The organism is Leptospira fluminis (assembly GCF_004771275.1).
GTDB classification, from domain to species: domain Bacteria; phylum Spirochaetota; class Leptospiria; order Leptospirales; family Leptospiraceae; genus Leptospira_B; species Leptospira_B fluminis.
Window position 1 is genome coordinate 67,772 of sequence record NZ_RQEV01000002.1, and the last position, 23,687, is coordinate 91,458.

Annotated in this window: 21 protein-coding genes; 8 read left to right on the forward strand and 13 right to left on the reverse strand. The window is 49.2% G+C overall.

The features are described from left to right. Position 1: 1 nt before the first annotated feature. The 6 genes from lsa25 to EHO61_RS01505 all read right to left on the reverse strand — a co-directional run bounded on the left by lsa25 (position 2) and on the right by EHO61_RS01505 (position 6,504). Positions 2-691: a surface adhesin Lsa25 gene (gene lsa25, locus EHO61_RS01480; RefSeq protein WP_135811876.1), complete on the reverse strand. Its 690-nt coding sequence runs from the start codon at positions 689-691 to the stop codon at positions 2-4. A 13-nt stretch (positions 692-704) separates the two neighbouring features. Then, the gene (gene omp85 / locus EHO61_RS01485; protein WP_135811877.1) at positions 705-2,225 is read right to left on the reverse strand and encodes an Omp85 family outer membrane protein; all 1,521 of its coding nucleotides are present in this window, start codon (positions 2,223-2,225) and stop codon (positions 705-707) included. 223 nt (positions 2,226-2,448) lie between these two features. After that, positions 2,449-2,952: an acyl-CoA carboxylase biotin carboxyl carrier protein subunit gene (locus tag EHO61_RS01490; protein WP_135811878.1), complete on the reverse strand. Its 504-nt coding sequence runs from the start codon at positions 2,950-2,952 to the stop codon at positions 2,449-2,451. Next, positions 2,934-4,409: an acetyl-CoA carboxylase biotin carboxylase subunit gene (locus EHO61_RS01495; RefSeq protein ID WP_135811879.1), complete on the reverse strand. Its 1,476-nt coding sequence runs from the start codon at positions 4,407-4,409 to the stop codon at positions 2,934-2,936. Before EHO61_RS01495 ends, EHO61_RS01490 begins: the two co-directional genes overlap by 19 nt. Beyond that, a complete protein-coding gene (locus tag EHO61_RS01500; protein ID WP_135811880.1) occupies positions 4,406-5,203 on the reverse strand; it encodes a lysophospholipid acyltransferase family protein in 798 nt (265 codons plus the stop codon). The genes EHO61_RS01495 and EHO61_RS01500 overlap by 4 nt, the downstream gene beginning before the upstream one ends. Positions 5,204-5,376: 173 nt before the next feature. Further along, complete coding sequence (locus EHO61_RS01505) at positions 5,377-6,504, reverse strand: LIC11274 family protein (RefSeq protein WP_135811881.1); 1,128 nt, start codon at positions 6,502-6,504, stop codon at positions 5,377-5,379. A 137-nt stretch (positions 6,505-6,641) separates the two neighbouring features. Here EHO61_RS01505 and EHO61_RS01510 point away from each other — a divergent pair, with 137 nt between their 5' ends. The 4 genes from EHO61_RS01510 to EHO61_RS01525 are packed head-to-tail and all read left to right on the forward strand — an operon-like array spanning position 6,642 to position 10,526. Then, entirely contained in the window at positions 6,642-7,523 is an 882-nt protein-coding gene (locus tag EHO61_RS01510) for a DUF2225 domain-containing protein (protein WP_135811882.1), read from the forward strand. A 44-nt stretch (positions 7,524-7,567) separates the two neighbouring features. Then, positions 7,568-8,404 carry a tRNA pseudouridine(38-40) synthase TruA gene (gene truA, locus EHO61_RS01515; RefSeq protein WP_135811883.1) on the forward strand — a complete coding sequence of 279 codons (837 nt, stop codon included), beginning with the start codon at positions 7,568-7,570 and terminating at the stop codon, positions 8,402-8,404. Then, positions 8,398-9,228: a hypothetical protein gene (locus EHO61_RS01520; RefSeq protein ID WP_135811884.1), complete on the forward strand. Its 831-nt coding sequence runs from the start codon at positions 8,398-8,400 to the stop codon at positions 9,226-9,228. The genes truA and EHO61_RS01520 overlap by 7 nt, the downstream gene beginning before the upstream one ends. Beyond that, complete coding sequence (locus EHO61_RS01525; protein ID WP_135811885.1) at positions 9,225-10,526, forward strand: LIC11270 family surface protein; 1,302 nt, start codon at positions 9,225-9,227, stop codon at positions 10,524-10,526. The genes EHO61_RS01520 and EHO61_RS01525 overlap by 4 nt, the downstream gene beginning before the upstream one ends. Positions 10,527-10,529: 3 nt before the next feature. On the opposite strand, the gene EHO61_RS01530 is transcribed toward EHO61_RS01525, so the two are convergent. The 4 genes from EHO61_RS01530 to EHO61_RS01545 form a co-directional block, all read right to left on the reverse strand. Further along, positions 10,530-11,525 (reverse strand): adenosine kinase, encoded by a 996-nt coding sequence (locus EHO61_RS01530; protein ID WP_135811886.1) that lies wholly within the window; start codon positions 11,523-11,525, stop codon positions 10,530-10,532. Between the two features lie 81 nt (positions 11,526-11,606). Continuing rightward, the gene (locus tag EHO61_RS01535; RefSeq protein WP_135811887.1) at positions 11,607-12,518 is read right to left on the reverse strand and encodes a 50S ribosomal protein L11 methyltransferase; all 912 of its coding nucleotides are present in this window, start codon (positions 12,516-12,518) and stop codon (positions 11,607-11,609) included. Beyond that, positions 12,508-13,281 carry a PrsW family glutamic-type intramembrane protease gene (locus EHO61_RS01540; RefSeq protein ID WP_135811888.1) on the reverse strand — a complete coding sequence of 258 codons (774 nt, stop codon included), beginning with the start codon at positions 13,279-13,281 and terminating at the stop codon, positions 12,508-12,510. Before EHO61_RS01540 ends, EHO61_RS01535 begins: the two co-directional genes overlap by 11 nt. Continuing rightward, complete coding sequence (locus tag EHO61_RS01545; RefSeq protein WP_135811889.1) at positions 13,278-14,957, reverse strand: energy transducer TonB; 1,680 nt, start codon at positions 14,955-14,957, stop codon at positions 13,278-13,280. Before EHO61_RS01545 ends, EHO61_RS01540 begins: the two co-directional genes overlap by 4 nt. Before the next feature lie 104 nt (positions 14,958-15,061). Here EHO61_RS01545 and EHO61_RS01550 point away from each other — a divergent pair, with 104 nt between their 5' ends. Next, positions 15,062-16,459: a glycine--tRNA ligase gene (locus tag EHO61_RS01550; protein ID WP_135811890.1), complete on the forward strand. Its 1,398-nt coding sequence runs from the start codon at positions 15,062-15,064 to the stop codon at positions 16,457-16,459. A 15-nt stretch (positions 16,460-16,474) separates the two neighbouring features. Here EHO61_RS01550 and EHO61_RS01555 read toward each other — a convergent pair whose 3' ends face one another. Then, complete coding sequence (locus tag EHO61_RS01555; RefSeq protein WP_246031949.1) at positions 16,475-17,326, reverse strand: zinc metalloprotease; 852 nt, start codon at positions 17,324-17,326, stop codon at positions 16,475-16,477. A gap of 87 nt (positions 17,327-17,413) precedes the next feature. Here EHO61_RS01555 and EHO61_RS01560 point away from each other — a divergent pair, with 87 nt between their 5' ends. Then, the gene (locus EHO61_RS01560) at positions 17,414-17,896 is read left to right on the forward strand and encodes a GNAT family N-acetyltransferase (RefSeq protein WP_135811891.1); all 483 of its coding nucleotides are present in this window, start codon (positions 17,414-17,416) and stop codon (positions 17,894-17,896) included. 241 nt (positions 17,897-18,137) lie between these two features. Next, positions 18,138-19,427: a hybrid sensor histidine kinase/response regulator gene (locus EHO61_RS01565; RefSeq protein WP_135811892.1), complete on the forward strand. Its 1,290-nt coding sequence runs from the start codon at positions 18,138-18,140 to the stop codon at positions 19,425-19,427. Between the two features lie 49 nt (positions 19,428-19,476). Here the strand turns inward: EHO61_RS01565 and EHO61_RS01570 are convergent, their stop codons facing one another. Continuing rightward, a complete protein-coding gene (locus EHO61_RS01570) occupies positions 19,477-20,046 on the reverse strand; it encodes a hypothetical protein (protein WP_135811893.1) in 570 nt (189 codons plus the stop codon). Positions 20,047-20,242: 196 nt separating this feature from the next. Next, positions 20,243-22,357, reverse strand: a complete 2,115-nt coding sequence (locus EHO61_RS01575; protein ID WP_135811894.1) for a sodium-translocating pyrophosphatase — start codon at positions 22,355-22,357, stop codon at positions 20,243-20,245. Positions 22,358-22,565: 208 nt separating this feature from the next. Between EHO61_RS01575 and EHO61_RS01580 the strand changes: the two genes are divergently transcribed. Next, on the forward strand, positions 22,566-23,672 hold the full coding sequence (locus tag EHO61_RS01580) for a tetratricopeptide repeat protein (protein WP_342776029.1): 1,107 nt from the start codon (positions 22,566-22,568) through the stop codon (positions 23,670-23,672). Positions 23,673-23,687 lie beyond the last annotated feature (15 nt).

Genomic DNA, 23,687 nt, shown 5'->3' on the forward strand with positions numbered 1-23,687 from the left:
ATCAGGGCCTGACGCAACGGATATAATATCGGCTAGTTTTGGACGCCATAAAATCTGTGCCGAACTGATTCTGTGCGAAGCTGACCGCTCTCGCCGTCTGTCCCGAGGAATCCTGCTCGTTGGCCCAGGAACTCCAGTAATAATCCTCGATCGTATCCGGAAATTTGAGGAGCATTTCGTTTCTACCCGAGGAACCGAGAGCTTTCAACTCTCCGTAAGTGGCAACTCTCCAATCCGTTTTTCCGGCGGTCCTGTCCGAAGAACAGTTGTTAAAAGCTTCCGAAGAACCTCCTACACCGATTTGGGAAACGTTCGTAAGAGTTTGGGGAGTGGAAACGGTATTGCAGGCGCTGGAATTCTGATTGCAATATTGGTATTGGGCGGCACCGAATCCGGAATTCGAAATGCCTCCTCCTTCGCAGGAATAGCCGCCGGACGTATTCACGTAAGTCTGGCCTTGGGAACAAACTTTCCAAGTCAAACCGGTTGCGGAATTCGTAATGGTTCCGTCTCCGTTGGAATGGAAAGCGCTGAAAAAGATCGCGCCCGCGATCAGCAGACTAGCGTCCTCGTTCTGGAATCCCAGAGTGTTTTTTGCCGGTTTTTCCTCGCATCCGATCACGGACAACCCCAAAGAGAGGATCAGAAGCGCCGCTTGGTAAGATAAATGGAAACGTTCGAATTTTTTCATGGCGACCTCTTCGTTAGAATGCGTGGTTAAAGTTGATGAAGAGCTGCTTGTCTTCCCTAGATACTGCGTAATCCAAAATGATAACCGTAGTTTGGTTCCATGCCACACGGAAACCGACCCCTTTGGAATATTTATAATCCTTTAAGCCCGCCTTATGTTCGTCGTCCCAAATTCTTCCGAAGTCGAAGAACGGTACGAGCATCAGCGCGAAGTGTTGCCCCAAAACCGTAAATTGGGTGAACCTCCAACGAACCTCGACGTTACCCCAACCCATGGACCGACCCACGAACCGGTCCTGTTTGTAACCGCGCAAAGTCGTCCGACCTCCCAATCCGGAGATCACACCTTCCGTTCCCCACATGTTCCTATATTCGAAGAACGGAGCGTCTCCCGAAGTGAGGGAAAACCCCGCTCTTCCCGCTAAAACCAACTTATCGAATATCTTCGGAAACGGGCTGAAAAAGAACTTACCTTGAGCGAAATATTTGGAGAAATCGTAGCCCGATCCCATCGCCTTAGAGGCCTTCTCGTACGTGGCCTCTAGAAACATCCCTTGGTTCGGATCCGGTTCCAAATCCCGAGTATCGTACACAAGCCCCAAGCGGAGAGAGTTCACGTTTCCTCCATGATACCCTAGAATTTTTCCCGCATTATAATCCTGGGTCAACTTGGTCGTTTGGTTAAATGCGTTTCCGGCCGAGTTAATGACCTGTCCATCCAGAACAGGATCCAGACCTTTGCTCATGGTTCCGTCAAACGTCCGAACGATGTTTTGGGACATGCGAAGACCCGCTACCAAACGCACCGTTCCGCCGAAATAGGAATGCTCCGCACTGAGATTCGCCGTAGGAGAGATGATATTGTATCGATTGTATTGCGAGTCCGTTACCTGAAATCCGTTCGCACTGGGGAAACCGCTGTATGTCCCCCCACCTAAAGCGACCGGATCTCCGGGACCTCCTGGTCTTGTATAGGCCAAGTTTTTCTGCTGGTCCGAAAACGTCGCGTTCGTGGTCACGGGAGCTCCGGGCTGGTTCCTATCCGTATAGCTCAATGTCTGGAGAGACGATTGTCCGATTCCGAAATACAGAGTATTCGGATTCGCGTCATACACTCCTTCTCCTCTCAACCTCCATTGGGTGCCGAAAACGAAAGGGGCATCGAAAGCGATATCCTGGTACTGTCTATTCTTCGAAGTATTGAAATACTGCGCGTATATCCGGAATTTGTACGGGGTATATTCGAAGAACGGATCATCCTTGGTCCCGTTATTGTACGCGAAAACCCGAACCCCGTATCCGACACCCGTGTTCGGATCCGAATTTAAGAGAGGAAGACCCGTGGGAAACCAACCTTCCTTTTTCTTTAACAGGTCTTTTTTACAAAGTTGTCTCTGTTGGCTGATCGGAAAGGGAAGATCTTTTCGAGGTTCCGGTTTTTCACAACCGGTGATGATTTCCTGAGCAGAGATCGGTTCATAGAGAAAGACGGCAACAAGCCCTGTAAAGATAAGACGGATCGGGAAATTCTTCATTCAACGCTCGGGGAATTAAATACGATTTCGCAAGTTATAGAGGCCTCCTAGACCCTGTCAAATTTATTCCAGGAAAAGCAGACGATCGACGAGGTTGGAAAAATGGACGTAAGATCTTGGGCCTAAAACAAAACAATTGTTCGAAATAGAATTGTAATCTTGGAATAAAAATTCCGGAAGGAAGCCCTCCGGTCTTTCTTGGATCTTCGGCGATGTACTTACTTCAGTTTTGGAGTATTAGAATTATTTGATCTTGTAAGACCAAGTCTCCCGGCAAAACCCGAACCTCTTCCACCTGGGAATCCGATCCCGCCTTTAAAGCATGCTCCATCTTCATCGCTTCGACCACGGCAAGAGTCTGTCCTTTCCGGACAGCATCTCCGGGCGCAACTTCTACTTTAATGACTTTGCCGGGCATAGGGCTCTTAATTTCCCTTTGAGCGGAGTCGGAGTTAACACCTTCTCTGCCTTTCAGAAGGAATTGAAAACTCCTTCCTCTCGTATGAATGAAGATCCTTCCTCCGGAAAACAGAGCGATGGACCCGTCGGGGAGGGAGTAATGTCCGTCCTTTTCCAAGGTCCAAACGGAATGGGTCAATACGGATTCCCAATTTCCCGTCTCCGAATCCAAGAGTCTTGCGGATGCGGTTCCCTCTCCCAGATCCAACAGGAATTCCCGATCTTTCCAGCGAAGTCTGTACAAACTGCTCATTTCCGAACTTCCCATAGATCCTTCGTCCCGATCGCTTCCCAAATCGAAGGCGCTTTTTTCCGCCTTCCGAACAATAGAGAGGCGACTTTTGCCAGCGCGTCCTTTTCCTCCCCTTCTCCGCCGACGGAGATCTGATGCCGTTCTAAGAAGTGAGTGTTCGTGTTTCCCTTGGCAAATTCGGGATGGGAAAGAATTCCCTTTAAGTACGAAGCGTTCGTAGTCGGCCCGAAAACGACCGTATTTTCCAACGCCTGGATCAGATTTTTACGCGCCTCTTCCCTCGTTTTTCCGTTGCCGATGATCTTTGCCAACATGGGATCGTAGTAAAGGGAAACCTCGGAGCCGGTCTCCACTCCGCTATCCACTCGTACGTTTTGGATCTCCGGAAACGAGGCATATTCGATTTTTCCGATAGAAGGAAGAAATTCGTTTTCCGGATCCTCAGCGTACAGTCTGGCTTCTACCGCGTGCCCGGACTGCTTGACCGACGAACCCGCCAAGAGTTCAACCAAGGTTTTACCCTCCGAAATACGGATCTGCCATTCTACCAAATCGATTCCGGTCACGATTTCGGTGACCGGGTGCTCCACTTGAAGGCGGGTATTCATTTCCAAAAAGTAGAACGATCCGTCTTCCCCTAGAATAAATTCCACCGTTCCGGCCCCGAGATACCCGATGGAAGAAGCCGCCTTCACGGCCACGGCACAAATCTCCTCCCGCAGTTTCGGATCCAGATTCGGGGCGGGCGACTCTTCGATCACCTTTTGGTGCCTTCTCTGGATGGAGCATTCCCTTTCGAAGAGATGGATCACCTTCCCCTTGGAATCTCCGAACACCTGCACTTCTATATGCCTAGGGTTGGATACGTATTTTTCCAAAAAGACACGGGAGTCTCCGAATGCATTGGAAGCTTCCCTTTGGGCCGACTCCAAGGAAGAAAGAAATTCCTCTTCGGAATATACCCTCTTCATGCCCTTGCCTCCACCTCCCGCGCTCGCTTTGATCATCACGGGGAAGCCGATCTTCTTTGCTTCGTTTAACAAAGTTTTGGGATCTTGCGTATTTCCGTCCGTCCCCGGCACTACCGGAACTCCGGCTGCGATCATTGCTTCCCGGGATCGTATCTTGTCTCCCATCAAATCCACGCTTTCGGGCCGGGGACCCAGAAACAGGATCCCGGCTGCCGCGAGAGCCTGGGCAAATTCGGTTTTTTCGGAAAGGAATCCGTAGCCGGGGTGCACTGCGTCCGTCCCGGTTTCACGAACCGCCTTTAAAATCGAAGGAATGGAAAGATAGGATTTGGAAGGCTCGGACTCTCCGATGTAATAGGAAAGATCCGCGTTTTTCACGAAGGGAGAATTTCTGTCCGCATCGGAATAGACCGCCACGGTTCGGATTCCCAACCGTTTGCAGGTTCGTTGGATTCGAAGCGAAATTTCCCCTCGGTTGGCGATGAGTAGGGTACGAATCACTTCACCTTTACCGTCTCTGGTTGACGGACGGTTCCGATCTGCTTGTCCAGTGCGTCTTTTTCCCGAACCATGATTTCCTGTAAGGAATCGCGAAAGGCCTCCCAAGTCTGGAATTCAGTAGGATCGAATCTCCCCACGTATTTGTATCCTACTGTCACGTTCTTCGGATCGGTCTGGTAACGAGTAATGCCGGATTTCAGCACCATCACAACAGGTATCTTATTTTCGAAAGCGATCTTGACCATTCCTTTCAGAAGCGGTTGGATCTCCTCCGAATACGAATTGTGTCCTTCGGGATAAACGATATAGGAGGTTGTGTTCAAACCTTTCAATAGGTTTCGCACCGAAACCGCGATGGTCGTCGCCTTGGAGGATTCGAATACCTGGGATCCCATCGCTTTCATCCACCAATACGCGACCAGGGTCTTCTTGATCACCTGGTTTGCAAGATAGGGTTTGTTTACGACTAGACAATCATAGGGAAAATCGATCTCGTTCACATGATTCAAAAAAATCATATGCCCGGTTTCCGGAATCGGAATTTCATTCGTAAAAATCAGGTTCGTGTTAGTCATCTTACGCACCGCTGCGCCCCAGGTCTTGGATCCTTTTAGGAACGATGCATATTGCTTGGAACGATTTCCGGATAAAGAGTAAAAGATTCCTTTGATCATGGAAGGGAAAGCGGTGGTCAGTACCAACCGAACGGTGATCACGTAAGTGCGGACAACCAGTTTCCTGTATTCCTTAGAGAATCGACCCAGCCGACTTTCCATAAACTTGAATGGATTCATGCAAGGCTATGCTCTCGGAACGGACGCCGCGTGAAAAGTACTTTATGAACGTCCGAAAATTCCGGGGATCGGTTCGGATCCGAAATCGTAATATTCGATCCGATACGTTGCTTAACGAACGCCATTCAGCGAAGTCCTTTCCTCCGGAAAGAGAAGGAAAGGACTCTAGAAAATCATTTGTTTTGGCCGGCTGCCTGGTTCGCTTTTGTCTTGTTCGGAGGAACTTTATCCCCTAAGAGTGCCTTCCTCTTTTCGAAGTCCCACTTGAGGTACAATCGGTTCGCGATCTCGTCGTCAAATACCCGACCGAGTACGTCCACCGCATCGCGACGGTATTCGTCGGGAATCCGCTTGTCGAAGACGGGGCTCATTCTTGCATCCAAACGGACCAGAGGGTTCTGCGTGAAGTCGTACGTGATCCCCTCGATGGAAACCACTTCCGCAGGAGTGATTTCTCCGTATTCGTTCCGAAGCTCTTCCGACTTAGCGTCCGATCTTTGGATGAAATAATTGTCGTACGGGTATTTCAGTTTGAATATGTTGATCGCATTCGCTCTCGCGTCCCTGCAGAGGTTGATTGCCGCAAGATACTGTTCGATCCGGAATTTCCGGTGTACAGGCTGCAGCTTCTGGTGTTTTTCCAGATGCTTCTCTATCTTGAGAGCATTGTTTCTGGTTTCCTTGGCTTCGCCTAGGAAGTGGTATCCCAACTCCATATTCTTTTCAATGACATACTTGCTGGTAACGTAATGATACTCGCGCGGGTTGTACATCCTTCTGAAAAAAGGAGCCTCGCGATTTTCCTTAATGTCCGCCCTAGCGTAACTTCCCGTTCCGTATTCCACGGCAATATCCACCAAGGCCCTGTCTTGCGGATTGCTAGGATTCTTTTTTTCTAGGGCCGTCTTCAGGATCTCTTCCGTGCGCTCCACGTATGTCTGGGAAATCTCCTCCAGAAGAATTTCCATCCCGAGTTGGGCTTCCAGGAAACGTCTGTAGGAATTCACATGATTTCCTTCGAAGAAATACAGCAATCCTTCCTGATAGAGTCGTTTTAATTCCTTGTATTTCGCAAGGCGATCCCCGTCTCCCTGTTGCTGAGCCCCGGCTGTAGGTTGTTGGCCCTGCTGGTTCTGCGCGTTTTTAGGGTCTCCGGGGTAATTTTTTACGATCGGCTCTATCTCCCGTAAATACGTTAGTAGTTCGACCCGTTTCTTATATGCCTTCATCGATACGGCTTCGCCGTGGAGGATTGCGGGCGCGACAAACATCGCGATCGTGAAAACGAGAAGTTTCTTCATTGGCGGACCTTTTCTTTACTATCTCCCATCGGAGACCGGGTTCAACCCGAAAATCGTGCTTTTCTTCTTAGTCTATCGGTTAGAATACGGTGAGAATTGACGCTTCCGGAGGGATTTTTCCGGAAATTCTCCTACAAATGACGGCAACAGCACTCGCACAAGGTAAGAAGATCTCCTTTCGGAACAAAGAAGACACGGTATGCCCTGTCTGTAGCGAGGTTCACCAAAGGGAGAGTATGTTCCAGGGGGGAGGCCGACTTATTGCCGGACGTTTAACCCAGGAATTGCGCCGTCTCTACGAAAAAAACAAGAAATTCGGCCGAGTCAATCCGAACGATTATATTCTCTCCGTATGTCCTCGGTGCCTATACACCGCGTTTCCCAAAGACTGGTCCATCCTGGATGCGGAAGAAAACGGAAAATTGCGGGAAAGCGTAGACAATCGTAGAAAGAATATGGAACTCATTTTGGGTCCCTTGGACTTTTACCAGGATAGGAACCTAGTTTTAGGGTCCGCTTCCTATTTGTTGGCCATCGAATGCTACCAAGTCCGAAAGGGAACCGTGGCTCCCACCCCCAAAAAAGCGGTCTGTGCCATCCGTGGGGCCTGGTACTTCGACGATCTGCATACGGAATTTCCGGAAATCGGCTTCGATAAGATCCGGGACCTTCTCTACCAAAAATCGGCGGGCTGGTATACGGATACCATGGAAATCATGCAATCCGGTTCCGAGCCTGTGGATGCTGCCTCGTACCTTCTCGGGCCGGATACCGACAAGAACTGGGGCTTTGACGGTGTGATTTATCTTTCCGCATACCTTACCATGAAATTCAAGGATGAGCTGGCTTCGGACCCGCAATCCAAATTGAATCTACTAGTCCGCGCCAAACGGACCCTGTCCCGCTTGTACGGTTCAGGAAAGGCTTCGAAATCCAAACCATCCGTCATCATCGATATGGCCAAAGAGCTCTACGATAGTTACAATAAGATCATCGACGAGATGGGAGGGGAAAAATAACCCTCTTCTTCTTCCACCTTCTATTCTTTTCGGGGCAGTAATCCATGACGAAGGAGGAAGCCGCGAAGGAAAATTATGCCCTCCTGGTGGAATACGACGGGGGTTGTTTTTACGGTTACCAAAGCCAGAGACAATCCCCCACCGTCCAAGAGGAAATCGAAAAAGCGCTCTCCGTCCTGTTGCGGGAACCCGTTCGGATCTACGGCGCAGGACGTACGGACACCGGAGTGCACGGGAAGGGAATGATCGTGAACTTCCGGACAAAATTTCCGATTTCCGAGCCTTCCCGTTTTTTACTCGGAATCAATGCACTTACAGACCGCGGTCTTTCCGTCCAAGGAATCCGCTCCGTTCCGGAATCCTTCCATTCCCAATTTTCCTGTACCGCAAGAGAGTACGAGTACTTGCTGTTGAATTCCCGTTTTCCGCAACCGGTTTGGAAAAACCGCGCCTTTTGGTCCCAACATCGGATTGACGTTTCCCGCTTACGGCAAGAACTGGAACTATTAAAAGGCGAACATGATTTTCGGAGTTTGGCAAAAGCCAATTCCATGAGGAACCGAAAAAGCACGGTACGGGTCATCTATGATGCAAGCCTGAAGGAAAATCGGGAAGAACCCGGATTGTTTCGATTGCGTATCAAGGCAAACGGTTTCCTACATAACATGATTCGAATCCTTACCGGCACTTTATTTGAAATCGCCATAGGCAAGCGGAAAGAGACGAATATATTGGAAATCTTATCCTCTAAAAATCGTACCATCGCCGGAATGACTCTTCCGGCTTACGGCCTCTACTTTCTGCGAGCGTATTACGATTCTTTTCCGCAAATCGATTCCTTGTACGAGGAGCGGGACACGTTCGGAGGAATTCCTTGGTAAAGCGATTCCTTCCTCTTGCCTTTTTGGCCTTCCCTTGGTCCGGAATCCTAGCCGTTCCCGACCAACTCGGCAAACGAGCCCTGAATTATTTGGGAGGGGCCTCCGTACCTGGCACTTGGAATTTGCCGAAAGTAGGCAACTCCTTTCGGAACGGGGAGCTTGTCGCCCAGGGGGGAAGCCTTCCTTCTTCCGGACTAGTCCGTTCCAACCGAAACGAGCCGACGGGGGAAGAGGACGAGGAAGAAGAAGGAGCGGACAAACCTAGCTTCTTCGATAATAGAAAAGCGGAAATCGGCTTTTGGATGGGGGCTTCGAATCCATTTCCGGGGAGCGTTTCCCAATCCGTTTTGAATACCACTTTGGGCGCCGGTTTGTTTTTACGTGTTCCTTGGCCTTGGATTTTTTATTTGGAATTCGGAGCTTCCTACGCGAACTATCTTTCCCGCTCCGAAAGGGCCCTGACTACGATTCCCACGTACGGGGCGCTGGTATACAAACTTCCCTTCGAGATCCCCATCAATTTCTTGGTAAAAGCGGGAGGAGGAGAATCCTTCGTAGTAGCCAGACCCGCGAATACGTCCCGCTGGGACAAAACCATTTACGCAGGTTTTGAAGCCAGCTTCATCGCGGGAAAAAAAGTCAGAATCGGAATCCGGGTGGATTATTATAAGATCCTCGAAACGGATCTCGAACCTCCCAGCGCCGCAAAGTACAATAATTATATCGGCCCCACGGAAGATTATAGATTGAGCAACCCGGCCAACTATAATAGGGTAAATACGGAATTTTTCAACTTCGGGTTAATGCTGAGTATGTTCCTATGATTCGAAACGTTTACGGTATCTTACTTCTATTTCCGCTTTGGATCGGCTGCCGTGTGGGCGCTTGGCACGGACACCAAACCAGCGATCCGGTCATCAGCACTCTATTTAACCAGAGAATGCTTCTTTTATTAAAAGCGACGTACGCCACCGACAATCCGTTGAATTTTACGGATTACAATAACGGCACCGGTGCACTTTACTTAGACAACCAGGGAGCTACGGGAGTGGGCGACCCGACCCTCAACCTAAGTGGGATTCCTTCCGCAGCAAACCTGCCGATCTATCTGGACGTCGGAGAGATTCGGATTTCCTCTAAGTACAAGGACGGATTGGGAAATCTGTCTCAGATCACGACCGCGGCCAAATCCAAATCCTTCTGGGATTTTATAGCGCCGAACCGGGAAGTGTACTGTACGACGGCCTATACTCTGAACTCGAATACATGCCAGCAGCAAAACGGATTCGTCAAGATGCAGCAGCTTTTTGACGGAGAAGGGGCACAATATCCTTCCAACGACCCGACCCAAGGTGTGGATTGGTTCTATCCGAGCCAATACTATTATACCGGTGTTTTTTTGCGTAACCTAGTCACCGGTTGGGGAGTTCTTCCCGGCGTGGATCTGACCACCATCACTTTCTTTGACAACTACGGAATCAACGGATTCAATATCGTACCCTACAATGCCTATGTTCCCGGGACGGTAAATTATGCGACTACTCCTCTGATATTCCCCGTCCTCTATTCTATGGGACCGGACGAGGGAGGTCCGATCGGAAACGGAGATATGGAATTCCGTTCCGGATACGAACCGTATATTCTCGAAGTCCGGATGAATCTTAAGGAAAACTTAATGGTTCATTCCATTTTCGCGGCGGACGGAGTGACGACCGCCCAGACGATGGTGGGAATCAGCGACTGGAAATACGACCATCAGGGACAAATAGATATAGGAGGAAACCTGCTCCTCCGTTCCCGTACGATCTATCCGAGTTCCGCTTCCAAGCTGCTCATTTACGGAGGCAGCGGATCCAAAGTGCATTATTACGGAATTTTTAGGGATACGGAAATCAACCTTCTTTCCAAACTTCCGTTGATCGCATCCCCCGCCCTATCCGGCGCCACTCCGATCAAATACATCATGCCGGGACAATACCAATTGGTATGTCTACAGGACACCACAAATGTGACGGACGGAGTCTTGGACGGATTTCCGGATACGATCGTACGCCAGATCAATTTTTCCGTTCCCGAAAACGGAAACGGAAACTCTATGGCGGTTTCCCTGAGCTGTCCTTAAATTTCAGGCCTTTCCTAAAATCTCTTCCTGACGACCCATTAACCGAACGCTTAACCTAGGGCCGATTTCCTGAACGATCCGTGAGGCCACGTAGTTTCCCCATTTTGTCGATCTTTCCAGGGAAAATCCCTGCGCTAAGCCGTAAAGTGCCCCCGCCGCAAAACTATCCCCGGCCCCGGTCGTATCCAGAAGCTTTTGAACGGAGAATCCGGTAACATGACGGATATTCCCTTTTTCCGACACGAATGCTCCGTTGGAACTGTCGGTCATGAAGACAGTCGGACAAAGGGAAGACACGAATTTTATCGCGTCTTCCTTGGATTCCGTTCCGGCCAAGGCCTTTGCCTCTTCCACATTACAAAAAACGAAATCGCAATAATCCTTGGTCAAACGTATGAAATCCTCTCTGGAGCGATGAACGCAAAAAGGATCGCTGTAAGTGAAGGCGACTTTTACGCCCGATTTTCTGGCTTCTTCCATTGTTAGGACGCAGGCCTGCTTGGTGGAAGGAATATCCCAGAGATATCCTTCCAAGTATGCATAAGAGGAGGCCTTCAATCTCTCCAAGTCTATATCCGCGACCGTCAGAGTGGAGGAAATGCCCAGGTGAGTCAGCATCGTACGCTCCGCGTCGGGAGTGGTTAGGATCACGCAGGTTCCGGTATGCCCTTCCGATACCGGGGGAACTTCGAATAGGATCCCCGCATTTTCCATATCCTTTTTATAAAATTCTCCGTAGGTGTCGGAACTCACTTTTCCGGTATAAGTCCCGGTTCCTCCTGAATTCGCTAGCGCGATCATGGTATTCGCCGCGCTCCCTCCGGATCTCAACTCCTTCTTATGCCCTTCCAAAGCGGTCAGAACCGTACCCTGCGTTTCCGAATCCACCAAGGTCATGATTCCTTTGGTCCAGCCCATTTTTTTTAGGAAGGAATCCTCGGTTAGTACGAGGATGTCCACAAGGGCGTTTCCCACTCCGAATACGTCGTAATGCCTCATTTCAATCTCCAGATCAGATAAATATTATAAAAACGGAATTTAGTTGCGACGAAGATCCGACTCTCCGACCGCAGGACGATCTTACGCGGCTCCCCTCTTCCATTCCACCAATTCCCAACCGTTCCAGGAAGTCTCGAACAACAAGCCGCCTCCCACGATATGAGAAAGCAATTCTAGGAATTCCGCTTTCCTCTCCGTGATCACTCCGCTGAAAAGAAAATGGTCCGTATTTAGCGCCGCAATCTTATCCATATTTGCCCTTAAAACCGCAAACGTGATATTGGCGATACATAGATCGAATCGACCCTCTACGACGAGAGGATGATCGAATCCCCCTTCTTCCACCCTCAGTTTCGTTTCCGGAATTCCGTTCTCGTCGCGGTTGAATAGAGAAGAGCGCACCGCATTCGGATCTATGTCCACCGCTAGAATTTCGGAGGCTCCGAGCTTGGAGGCGGCGACCGATAAAATCCCAGAACCCGCCCCGATATCTACGACCTTTTTTCCGGGAATCTCCAGACTTCCCAATCTGGACAGAACGAGCCGTGTCGTTTCATGGTGCCCGGTTCCGAAGGCCAATCCCGGATTGATATAGATCGGAACTCCCTCCGCAGGATTCGTCTTTGCCTGCTCCCAGGATTCCTTTTCCCAAGTCGGAACCACCCAAAAAACTCCGATCGAAAAAGGCTTATAGAATTCCTTGTACGCTTCCTCGTATTCCTTGGTTTCGATCCATCTGGATTCCGCAAAGGAATCTTCCGGTGCCTTCGCCTTTAGATAGACCCAGATCTTAGCTTCGGAAGCCGAGTCATCCTCCGCCAAATACACTCGGATCGGAGTGTTATCCGAAATGATCGCTTCTCCGGATTTTCTGGGTTCTTCCCGATCGAATAGGATTTCATAAAAACCCGCGACCTGCCATTCCTCCAAAAGGGAGGAAAATTCCTCCGCAAATTCCTTGGGTATGGATACCTTGATTTCCTTATACTTCACCCGACCGTCCCGGAGAAAGATTGGGAAGAGAAGACTCCCCTTCCCGTATGATTTCGGCGTCCAAGGGAACCAAAAATTTCCTGCGATCTCTTACGATCCAAACCCAGATTCCGACGAACAACGCCGTCGCGATCCAGGAACCGAAACGACCGTTCGGAAGCACGAAAAAGTCGAAGAGCCCGTGCTGTACTACCGCCAGAACGAAGGCGTATCCTAGATACTTTGCCTTTTCTCCCCTTTCCTTGAAATTGCTCTTAAATAAAAATAGGGAAAAGCAAAGATTGATCAACAGGTGTGCGTTCGTGGACTTTAACGTTCTCGCGATAAAGGTGGCGACCCGATCGTGTTCGTTCGCGGATTTGATATAATGGTAATTTTCCACTCCGGCAAATCCGAGCGCCACAAAACCTCCGATCAGGAATACTTCGGGCAAAAAACGCTTCGTCTTGCGATCGAAGGAAATTATATAAGAAAAAATTAATATTAAAGCGGACTTGCACGCCTCTTCCATCATCCCTGCCTGTACGAAAGCGATGTGTAGCGTCTGGGACAGGATGGAACTGGAAGTTTTCTTTCCGGGTACGGGAACGTTCGGCCAAAACCAGGAATTTAATTGCAATACGAGTTCAGTGGAAAGCCATCCTAAAAGAACTGCGCCGACAACGGTGAGAAATAATTTCTGTACGGAAATTTTGGGATGAATATAGACCAGAACGAAAGCCCAAGGAAAAACGCTCAGGAGGGAAAGTAATTCTACGCTCACAATTCCTCCATGTATCTACCGTCGAACATCTGAACCAGATCGCTCTGCAGTTTTGTAGGCATACTTTCCGGGTTGATGGTTCCGTTCCAGAAAAGTTCGGTAACCCGCACATACCCTTTCGTTCCGGGAGGAGGCATCATGGGTGAAAGGTTTTCGATCAATTCCAAAGTCCTGCGGTCCTGTTCCGGGTAAGAGGAATTCTCCACCAACTCTATATCCACCACGTCTCCTTCCGGAGTGATTGTGTATGCGACCACGCAGGAATAGTTCTGAGGAGCGGTCTTCCAATACTCCATAAAGGATTCGAAAGCCCTCATTTTTGCGGAGATATAATTGGAATATGTGGGTGGAAGTTTTTTCCCGCGGATCCGCCGAACGTCTCCCTTGACCCGTCCTTCATCGGACGGTTTTTCGTTCGGGATCTTCTCCCCTTCGTTCTTATTCGGGGTATCCGTTCCCGTGATCACTCCTCCGTTCAGTCCCTGCACTTCGTCTGGAACGTTCGGATCGATGAAATAGTATTCCATCGTGTTTTCCGGAGTGTAATGCCCGTCCGGTTTGGATTTTTCCTTTTCCGACTTTCGGTTGATCATTGCCGGAATGATTAGGACCAAAGAAAGGAGCACCAGATGGATCAGGATGCTCAGCGCCACGTTATTCGCAAATCCGGGACGAAGCCCTCTCCAATGCATACTTCTCCGGAAAGATTTACGGAGTAGCCAGTGGGAAAACACGCCGATGGAGACCAAAAGCAAAAATGCGACCGCCCAAGGAATAAAAGAGGATGCCACTTCGAAAAACTTCTTATCCGGGATTCCGGGTTTTAATCCCAAGGAGGCCAGGTACCGGATTCCGAAAGCGGGTTCGATCCAGGAGAAAAAGAAAGTCGCAAAAAATAACAGGAGCAAAAGGAAGACGAAGAGAATGGGGAATCCCCTCCAAAGGTTTCCGGAATAGATATGTCCCCAGCCCGGAATCAAAGCGTCACGAAGGATCGCATATTTCCTTTTCTTTACGGAAGAGTTCGAATCCCCCGATTCATCCGCCCTAGAAACGAAAACCTGTTTGGAGAACCAAGCCCAGGGGCGGCGGAATAAAAAAATCTGCTTTCCCCCGGAGATCATCCCCGCGATCGCGATGAGCCAAGGGAAAAAAATCCAGATGCTTTCCGACAAGACGACGAACGGAGCCATCTTAACCCGGAATTCGTCCTCGAACGCGAGATGATGGGTCAGAATCAGCACGCAGAACAAGGACAGTAGAAGAAAAACGGGAGCAAGAATCAGAGGCCGCTTTTCTCCCGAGCGCAAATGCGCTTTTACGAATCTTGCCTGAAGGATGAGAAAGATAAGACCGATCACGAAGAAAATCGGCAATAAAAACCAACCGTGCAGACCGGAAACTTCCGGATTTACCAGGACAAAAACGGAAATCCACTGCTCCGCCTTGGTGGAGAACAGTTGCAGAATCTCCAAAGGATAGAGTAGACCTAAAATGGCAACCTGAAGGATGAGGGAAGAAAACGCGTTCCTTCGGACATTACGACCTGTAGGAAATGCAAAAAGCACTCCTAACGGAAAAAAGATACCGAATCCGACAAAAGGGGAAATCCAAGAAAGAAAATTGATCCCCCAATCCAGTATCCGTCGTCTGCGGGATTGTGTGGTCTCGAACATCCTCCGCCCATTGGATCCTCCTAGTCCCGCAAAGCAAACAAGAATTGGAGGCGTCTCCGGAATTTAATACTTTATCACGACAAGGATTCGGGAATTCTTGGAGCATGGAGAAGAAAGAAACACTCGATTCCTCGTTAAAAGACATCGTATCCATTTGTAAAAGACGGGGTTTCGTTTATCCCGGCTCGGAAATTTACGGAGGACTATCGAATACGTTCGACTATGGTCCTTATGGAGCCGAACTTCTTCACAATCTGAAGAGACTTTGGTGGAAACATTTCGTACACCTGAGGGAAGACGTGGTAGGACTGGATTCTTCCATCCTCCTAAATCCGAAGGTTTGGGAAGCCTCGGGACACGTTTCCAACTTTAACGATCCTCTCATCGACTGTAGAAATTGTAAGGCGCGGATCCGTGCCGACAAATTTTTGGAAGACCAAAAAGGAGAAGGCGCCGCCACCGGACTCTCTTTACAGGAAATGAACCGGGTAATTCAGGAAGGAAATTTTCCCTGCCCCACTTGCGGAAACAGAGGTACCTTTACCGAAGCCCGCGACTTCAACCTCATGTTCAAGACCTCGCACGGAGCCTCTGCGGAGGATGCGCAGGATATTTATCTTCGCCCGGAAACGGCTCAAGGGATCTTCATCAATTTCAAGAACGTCGTCTCGACCACCAGAAGAAAAATCCCGTTCGGAATCGCGCAAATCGGAAAGTCTTTCCGGAACGAAATCATGGCTAGACAATTCGTGTTCCGAACCCGCGAATTCGAGCAGATGGAAATGGAATATTTCTGCGAACCGGGCACACAAAAGGAATGGTTTGCACACTGGGTGGAATATTGTCTTCGTTTCTTGACCGAACAGGTCGGGTTAAAAAAGGAAAACCTAAAAATCCGAGAGCACGAAAAAGAAGAACTCTCGTTTTATAGCGAAGCCACTTCCGACATAGAATACAAATACGGATTCGGATGGGGAGAACTTTGGGGAATCGCCTCCAGAACGAACTACGATCTTTCTCAGCATGAAAAGTTTTCCGGAGAAGACCTGAAATACCAGGACCAAGCGGCAAATAAAAAATACGTTCCTTACGTAGTGGAGCCCGCTCTCGGATTGAATCGACTGTTTTTAGCCACCGTTACGGACGCGTATGCGGAAGAGACCTTGGCTGACGGAGAAGTCCGAACCGTCCTTCGTTTTTCGCCAAAGATCGCTCCTGTCAAAGTGGGAGTATTCCCCCTGATGAAAAAGGACGGACTCCCCGAATTGTCCCGGTCCATCTTCGGCGAACTTTCGGCTTTGGGAAATATGGAGTACGACGACGGAGGCGCGATCGGAAAAAGATACCGACGCCAGGATGAAATCGGAACACCGTACTGTGTGACCGTGGATTACGAATCTCTTTCGGACAAGACCGTGACCGTACGGGAAAGGGATAGCATGTCTCAGGAAAGATTGCCTATCGCCGGCTTAAAATCCTTCTTTGCGGATAAGATATTGTAGAAAATAACCTTCGGTTCAAGGGCGAAAATTTCGGACATCCTGGATACATTCGTCCCCGAAGACCAAAGGGTTTTGCGGATTGAAGTTTCCCAATTGGATGGAGTAGTACATTGTGCATTTGATGTTCGTACAATGGGCTCCATGCGAGGAATCCTGATGGCCGGAAGCCAGAGGGATTCCGTTATTTACCAAACCGAAGGCATGCCCTAACTCGTGTACCACGGTGGATTGTTCCGCCGACTTTCTGTACTGAAGCGGGAAGGCATTGATCGCATCCTTAAAAACGAATATTGCGGGGGCGCCTAGGTTAAAGATTCCGGAAATCGTGATCGCGACGACGCTACTGTTCGCCATCCTACCTTTCACGAAGGCTATAAAGAAATTCGCATTTTGAAAATCCGATTTCTTTTTCCGGTACGTCGAAGCGAGAGCCGCCAAATCCGCGGCGCTCCAAAGGGATTTTCCTTGGCTCGGAATTTCCTCCATTTCTTCGAGGCTGCCCGACGGAACGGAAACCGATACGGTGTATCCCCTGCCGTCGAAAACGTTTTGTACATTGCGACGGGTCACTTCCCATACGGGAAGCGAAGTAGAAGCGGAAATAAAGCCTTCTTCCGGCGCGGCTCCGGATTCGTAAGCCACTTCCATTCCCACGCTTCGCACGGAGGAAAAGTAAACGGCGGACCTGTCCGGATCCAATGAGATCACATAATCGAGAGCGATAAAATCCAACAAAGCGATCGGAAGAGTCGATTCGTGATTTTGGCAGCCTGCGAAAAGCAGGAGAAAACCCGAAAAAACTGCGAAACGCGATTTTATCCCTTTCATTCCGAATACCACAACAGCCGGTTTCCACGGTTTTTGCATCCATATCCGACGCATTTCCGCTTTCACTCCCTCGATATGGTTAAAAAGTGATCCTAAATCAATTTCTTTTTCTTCCGACGAGACTTAATGATTCCGAAAGATTTTACCGTACGACAGATCGGACCGGAGCACAGAAAAGCGGTGATCGAACTCGTGAACCAGTTTTTCCGGATGCTCAACAAATTAAAATTAGACGGAGTATTTCACGTCCGCCCCAGAGCAGCGGCCAAAATGGTGGACGTTTATCTGAAGATCCGAGGTACGGATAAGATTGTGTTCTTAGGCGGATTCCTGGGGGAAGAACTCGTGTCCGTTCTGATCGCGAGAGTGGAAGACAAGCCCTACTTGGAGGAAGAGAGGAATCTTTTCATAGACCTTACCGTCACGAAACAGGGAAAAAGAAAATCGGGATTCATGAAGCCCTTAGTTGAAGTCGCGTTCCAATGGGCAAAAGACAACGGAATCCGAGCCGTGGAATTGCGGGCCGTCGCCGAAAACGAAAACGCTGTCGCGTTTTGGAAGGCGATGGGATTCGATCCCTTTTACGTGCGTTTCCGCAAACTGGTATAGTAAAGGCTCCGGACATTCTAGGAATCGAATGACGCATTTTTTACCGGATTTCGAACAAACCGGATAGCTAAAATCGGAAATTCTCACGCTTTCCTTTTTCGATCGAATTTCCGAAAATCACGGAATCCCGTCACTCCAAAATAAAATCGTAAAATAATAAATTTCGTATTTTCTATATTTCGAATATTTTGTATAATTCTTTCCTTAATAGCGTCTTCTAAACCAGCCCGGGGGAAAATCAATGGAAGAAAGCGTCGCGCAAGGCAGCGTAGCAGGACAGGAAAGGATCACGCCGAGCAGCATCAATACCCTTCTGGAAGAACCCATTCTAATCATCGAAGACTCCGAAGAGATTTCGATGCTGTATGCTTCTTACTGCAAGCGCCTAGGCTTAAAGTGCGAATTCGCCGCCAACGGAGAGGACGGTTTAAAAAAAGCCCAGGCAAAACTGTATTCCCTGTTCATCGTGGATCTGATGATGCCGATCATGGACGGAAGGACTTTTACGCAAAAACTCAAGGAAATCCAACCTGATGCTTGCATTATCATAGAGACCGCGATCGACGAATCCCAAGCCGTCATAGACGTGATGAAATTGGGCGTATTCGATTATCTGATCAAACCCATCCACCCCGATTCCTTCTTCAAATCCATCAAGAAGGCCGCGGATCGGATCCGGACGCTCAAAACGGAAAAGGAAATAGACGATATAGGAAGCAAGCAATTGCGTGAACAATTGGAATGGCTGACGTTCAAGGAAGCCCAAAGAAAATCCACGAAGGAGTCCTGGGAAATTTCCTCCCTTTATTCTTTGAAGACTTCGCTGTCCCAAGGATCCGGGATCGGAGCCCTGATCACTCTATTAGATATATTGAAACTTTCGCAAAAAGAATCGGACGAAGGATACGTGGTTAGTAAAGAAATCATGGATATGATTTATTCGAACCAACAGGCCGCCAAAAACATACTGACCGGGATTTCCGACCTCCTGGACATCGTGAATCGCGACGCGAAATTGGAGCCCATGTCCGCCGGGGATCTGATCGACCAGATCAAGGAAAAAGCGAAAGCGCTTTCTCCGATCCTTCAATCCAGAAATCTTACGTTTTCCTTTTCGGAGCTGAAAAGCAACCCTTCGTTGGAAGTGGAAAGAGGATCCCTATTGATGGCGATCGAAGAAATTCTACTGAACGCCTCCAAATACTGCTCGTTAGGAACGAGAATCGACGTATACTCGAGCGTCGTACAAGGCTATTTTTGCATCGCGGTCAAGAACCTAGTGGATCACTCGTCCCGAGGAATAGAGGAAAAATACGAGGACTTAGTGGTTCAACCCTTCTTCCGAGTATTGCCTCCGGTGGAAGACGCTGCCGATCTGGAAAGATTCGGCTTCGGACTAGGATTGACTGCCGTAGATCATATCGCACATAAACATAACGGAATGTTCTTCATCCACAATGCGAAGGACCATACTTCCGATACGGTCAAAATGTCCGTCATCTCGGAACTCTTTTTGCCCTTAAACGGGTAAGAGGCGACACAAAATCCGTTCCTTCGAGACCTGCAGGACTCAAAACGCATCAACCGCTATCGAAATAGCTTAGAGTTACCGAGCCCAGACTGGTTCCGACGGGAAGCGCCGAGTTATTGGACGCGCTGACGGTATGGGAGTAGATGCAGGTGTCGACGTATCCGAAATTCGAAACGGATATGGAAATGTTGGAACTCCCGTTCGAAAAATCTCCGGGGTAATTCAGAGTATAAGTGTTCGAGGTCGGATTCGATCCGGGAAAATGAAAGGAGTCGGGCGCAGCCAGGGCCGGGCAGCTTTTCTGGATCGTAATCGTTATATTACTAGCGGGGGCCACATTCGAGGCCACGATCTGATAATTGAACGTATAACTCGCGCTTACCTGGGAGACCAACCCGGAAGGAACGTTCGCGAAGGAAAAGGAACCTCCGTTCGGACCGGAAGGGATAAGAGCCAAGAGGCTTGCAGTGTTCTTATCCGTATTCGAGGAATTCGGAAAAAGGTTCTTCGAATCCGTCATCAAAAAGGCTCCGCAGTGAAACAGGAATAAGGCGGAAGCCAAACAGAATCCTGTCGAAAGCGAGTGCCGGATTTTTTGAACGGACCTTGGATTCCTCATTTTTTTCCCTGTTGCTCTGTCCCGGAAAGATTGTACACAAAATGAAAATAGATTCAAATAAAATCCTTCTTTACCGCTATTTGCGAGTCAATAAATTTCCAAGGATACGAAGGAAACTTCAGAAATAAAAAAAGGGACCGTTTCCGGTCCCCTTTACCTCCCTTTCGGGAGACCTTTTATCGGATCATCCGTTCGATCAATGGAAGAGTCGGAGCAGCAGTCCGCCTTGTTGGACAAAGAATTCCGCAAACACGAGACTCGTAATGGCCATCAATTTGATCAGAATGTTGATCGAAGGACCGGAAGTATCCTTTAAGGGATCCCCCACGGTGTCTCCCACGACCGCTGCTTTATGCTGCTCGGAACCTTTTCCTCCGACAGCTTTTTCGATATATTTCTTGGCGTTGTCCCAGCCTCCTCCGGAATTTGCGGAGGAAATCGCGAGCACCACCCCGGCGACCAAGGCTCCGGCGAGCACTCCCGCAAGAGACTTAATTCCGAAAAGATATCCCACTACGATGGGGGTCAAAAGAACCAAAAGTCCGGGGAGAATCATTTCCCGGAGTGCGGCAGACGTGGAAATGTCCACGCATCTTTTGTAATTCGGTTTCGCTTTTCCTTCCATGATACCCGGAATTTCGCGGAACTGCTTACGAACCTCTTCGACCATGTCTACGGCTGCTTTTCCGACGGACTTCATCGTCATCGCGGTGAATACGAAAGGAAGCATAGCTCCGAACATCAACCCGCCGAATACTTCCGCATTCAGGATATCCAACCCCGTCGTGCCGGTTCTGGTGATAAAGGCCGCGAATAAGGCCAGAGAAGTCAGAGCGGCGGAACCGATAGCGAAACCTTTTCCGATCGCCGCAGTGGTGTTTCCAGCAGCGTCCAAGGTATCCGTACGATTCCGAACCTCTTTTCCGAGTTCCGCCATCTCTGCGATCCCGCCTGCGTTATCCGAAACGGGACCGTAAGCGTCTATCGTAAGACCGATAGCGATGGTGGAAATCATTCCCAGAGCCGCGATAGCGATTCCGTACATTCCAGCGAGAAGGTTCGCGGTCACAATGCTGATTACCAAAAGGATCACGGGCACCACGGAACTTTGGTAGCCCAGAGCCAATCCGTAGATGATGTTCGTCGCCGCTCCCGTTTTAGATGCGTCCACGACTTCGCGAACCGGCTTATAGGAATGGGAAGTATAGTATTCGGTGATCAAACCGATGAACATTCCCGAAAAAAGGCCTACGATCAAGGAGACGTATACGTTCCACTTGGTGATCGTTTTTCCCGCGATCTCGAAGGAGTCCGTCATATAAACGTCGGTGACGAAATACATAACCGCCGCGACTAAAAGAGTGGAAATCCAAAGTTGGATCTTCAGCACCTTTTCCACGTTTCCGCCTTCCTTAACGCTGGCGATAAACGAAGTCAAAAGGGATGCCGGAATTCCGAATGCGGAAATCAGCAAAGGATAAAGAAGAGCATCTACGTTTCCGGAAAGACCGGCAGCGGTCGCTCCGATCACTAAAGCCGCACAGGTCGCTTCCGCACAGGATCCGAAAAGATCGGCTCCCATCCCGGCCACGTCTCCTACGTTGTCTCCTACGTTATCCGCAATCGTAGCAGGATTTCGAGGATCATCTTCCGGAATCCCTTTTTCCACTTTTCCGACAAGGTCGGCACCCACGTCCGCGGCTTTCGTATAAATCCCGCCGCCTACCCGACCGAAAAGAGCCACGGCAGAACCGCCGAGACCGAATCCCGCGAGAGCTTCCATCAGATACAGTTTGCTTACGTTCGGAAAGAGTCCGGTATACAATAGAAAGAGTCCGATCATCCCGAGGACGGCCAACCCTACTAGGCCGAACCCCATTACGGCTCCGGAATCGAAAGCGACCCGGAAAGCTTTAGCCATGGAGGTCTTGGCGGCTTGAGCGGTCCGCACGTTTCCGGCCGTAGCGATTTTCATCCCGATAAATCCGGAGAGACAGGAAATCAATGCGCCGGAAACGAACGCGATCGCGGTAAACAAACCGTCGTTAAAATCAGCCGATTCCGGATTATCCAAAAGAAAGAAAATCAGCAGGGCCATAAAGCCGATAAAAAGGGAAATGGTTTTGTATTCCCGCACCAGGAAGGCCATAGCGCCTTCGGAAATGGCGGAGGAGATTTCGACCAGTTTTTTGGATTCCTGGTCTTTACCGCCCTCGGTTCCGATGGTAATCCTGGTGACCTTCAAGGCATATACAACCGCGGTCAAAATGGCCAGGACAGCCAAAGACAAAATAATCGTTACCGAATTCATTCAGAGAAACCTCTTGTTTTTTTCAAAATGTCCGATGGTTTAAAAAGATGGGAATGAGCATATTTTCGATCACGGAAGGCCGGATTTACGGAGTTTCGCGTCCGGCAGTGAACGGAGAAATTCCGTCAAAAGGCGGATCCCTCTAATGCGACGCACATTTTCCATTTGTTTCTTTCTAGTTATTTGCACTATAAAATCCGTCCTGGCCTTGAATTCAACCTTTTCTTGGGAAGAACTCCTGGAGCAAGCCGCCGAGGAGGTCCGGAGAGGAAGGTACGAACAGGCGATGGAAAAACTAGCCATCGCCGATGAATCCGGAAAACCTCGGGACTTTAGATATTACTGGGTTCTGGGCAAAGTCTTCCAAGGCCGAGGCGAAAATTTAGAGGCGTTGCGCCATTTTAGAACCAGCCTCCAAATGCAGCCGGACCAAGAAGGTTTGTTGAGAGAGATGACGGATCTGTACGACGAACTCCGAATTCCCGACAAAGCTTTGGAGACGGCCCGCGTATTACTGACAAAACGTCCCGAAGACAGGGATCTCCGTTACCGAGCATTGCTCTGGGCCTCGCGCACCGGTAATCTCGAATATTACAAAAATGCATTGAGTTTGTTGGAATCGAGTCATGTTTATAGCTCCGATGAAAAAGCGATCCTGCAGGAGATCGGAAACCTACAGGCTTCGAAAAAGAATTCGGAAGCGACGGACCGTTGCCGTAAATTCCTTCCTTACTTTCCCCGAAACGAAGATTTGCACAGGATCTGCATCTTGGCCTATAAAGGAAAAGACCAAGGATCTCCGGAAAAAAGTCTGATCGAAAGAGCCCTGATCTTCCGGGAAAATCCGATCTTTCATCACATTCTTTCCATGGAATATTTGGACCAAAAAAAATACGTGGATTCCTGTGCTTCCGCTAGACGTTCCCTACTTCTCGCGCTGCAAAGCGATCGGGTCCCGGAAAAGGATTATTTGATTCCGATCCGGAGAATCTACCAGCAAAACGGATCCGTGATAGACCAATTGGCCGTGGACATTCTGGAGGAAGTGATATTCAAGAAAAGGAAACTCGACCCCGAGGAATGGGAATCCTTGCTAAAGCAAACTAGGTTCAATTGGGAAATTTTGGCGTTTGCCTTGTCCGATTGGAAGAACCGAGAAAACTCCCTTCGTGCGGAAACGGCGGAAAATTGGCGGGAACGCTACCTAAGCCTCCGTTCCGCAGAACGGGAAAAGGATCTGTCCAGATTTGCCGGTCCGTATTATTTGGATCGAAGTTTCGAACTTTATCTGGAAAACGCGTCCTCCGAAAAATAAGAATCTCGTTCGACT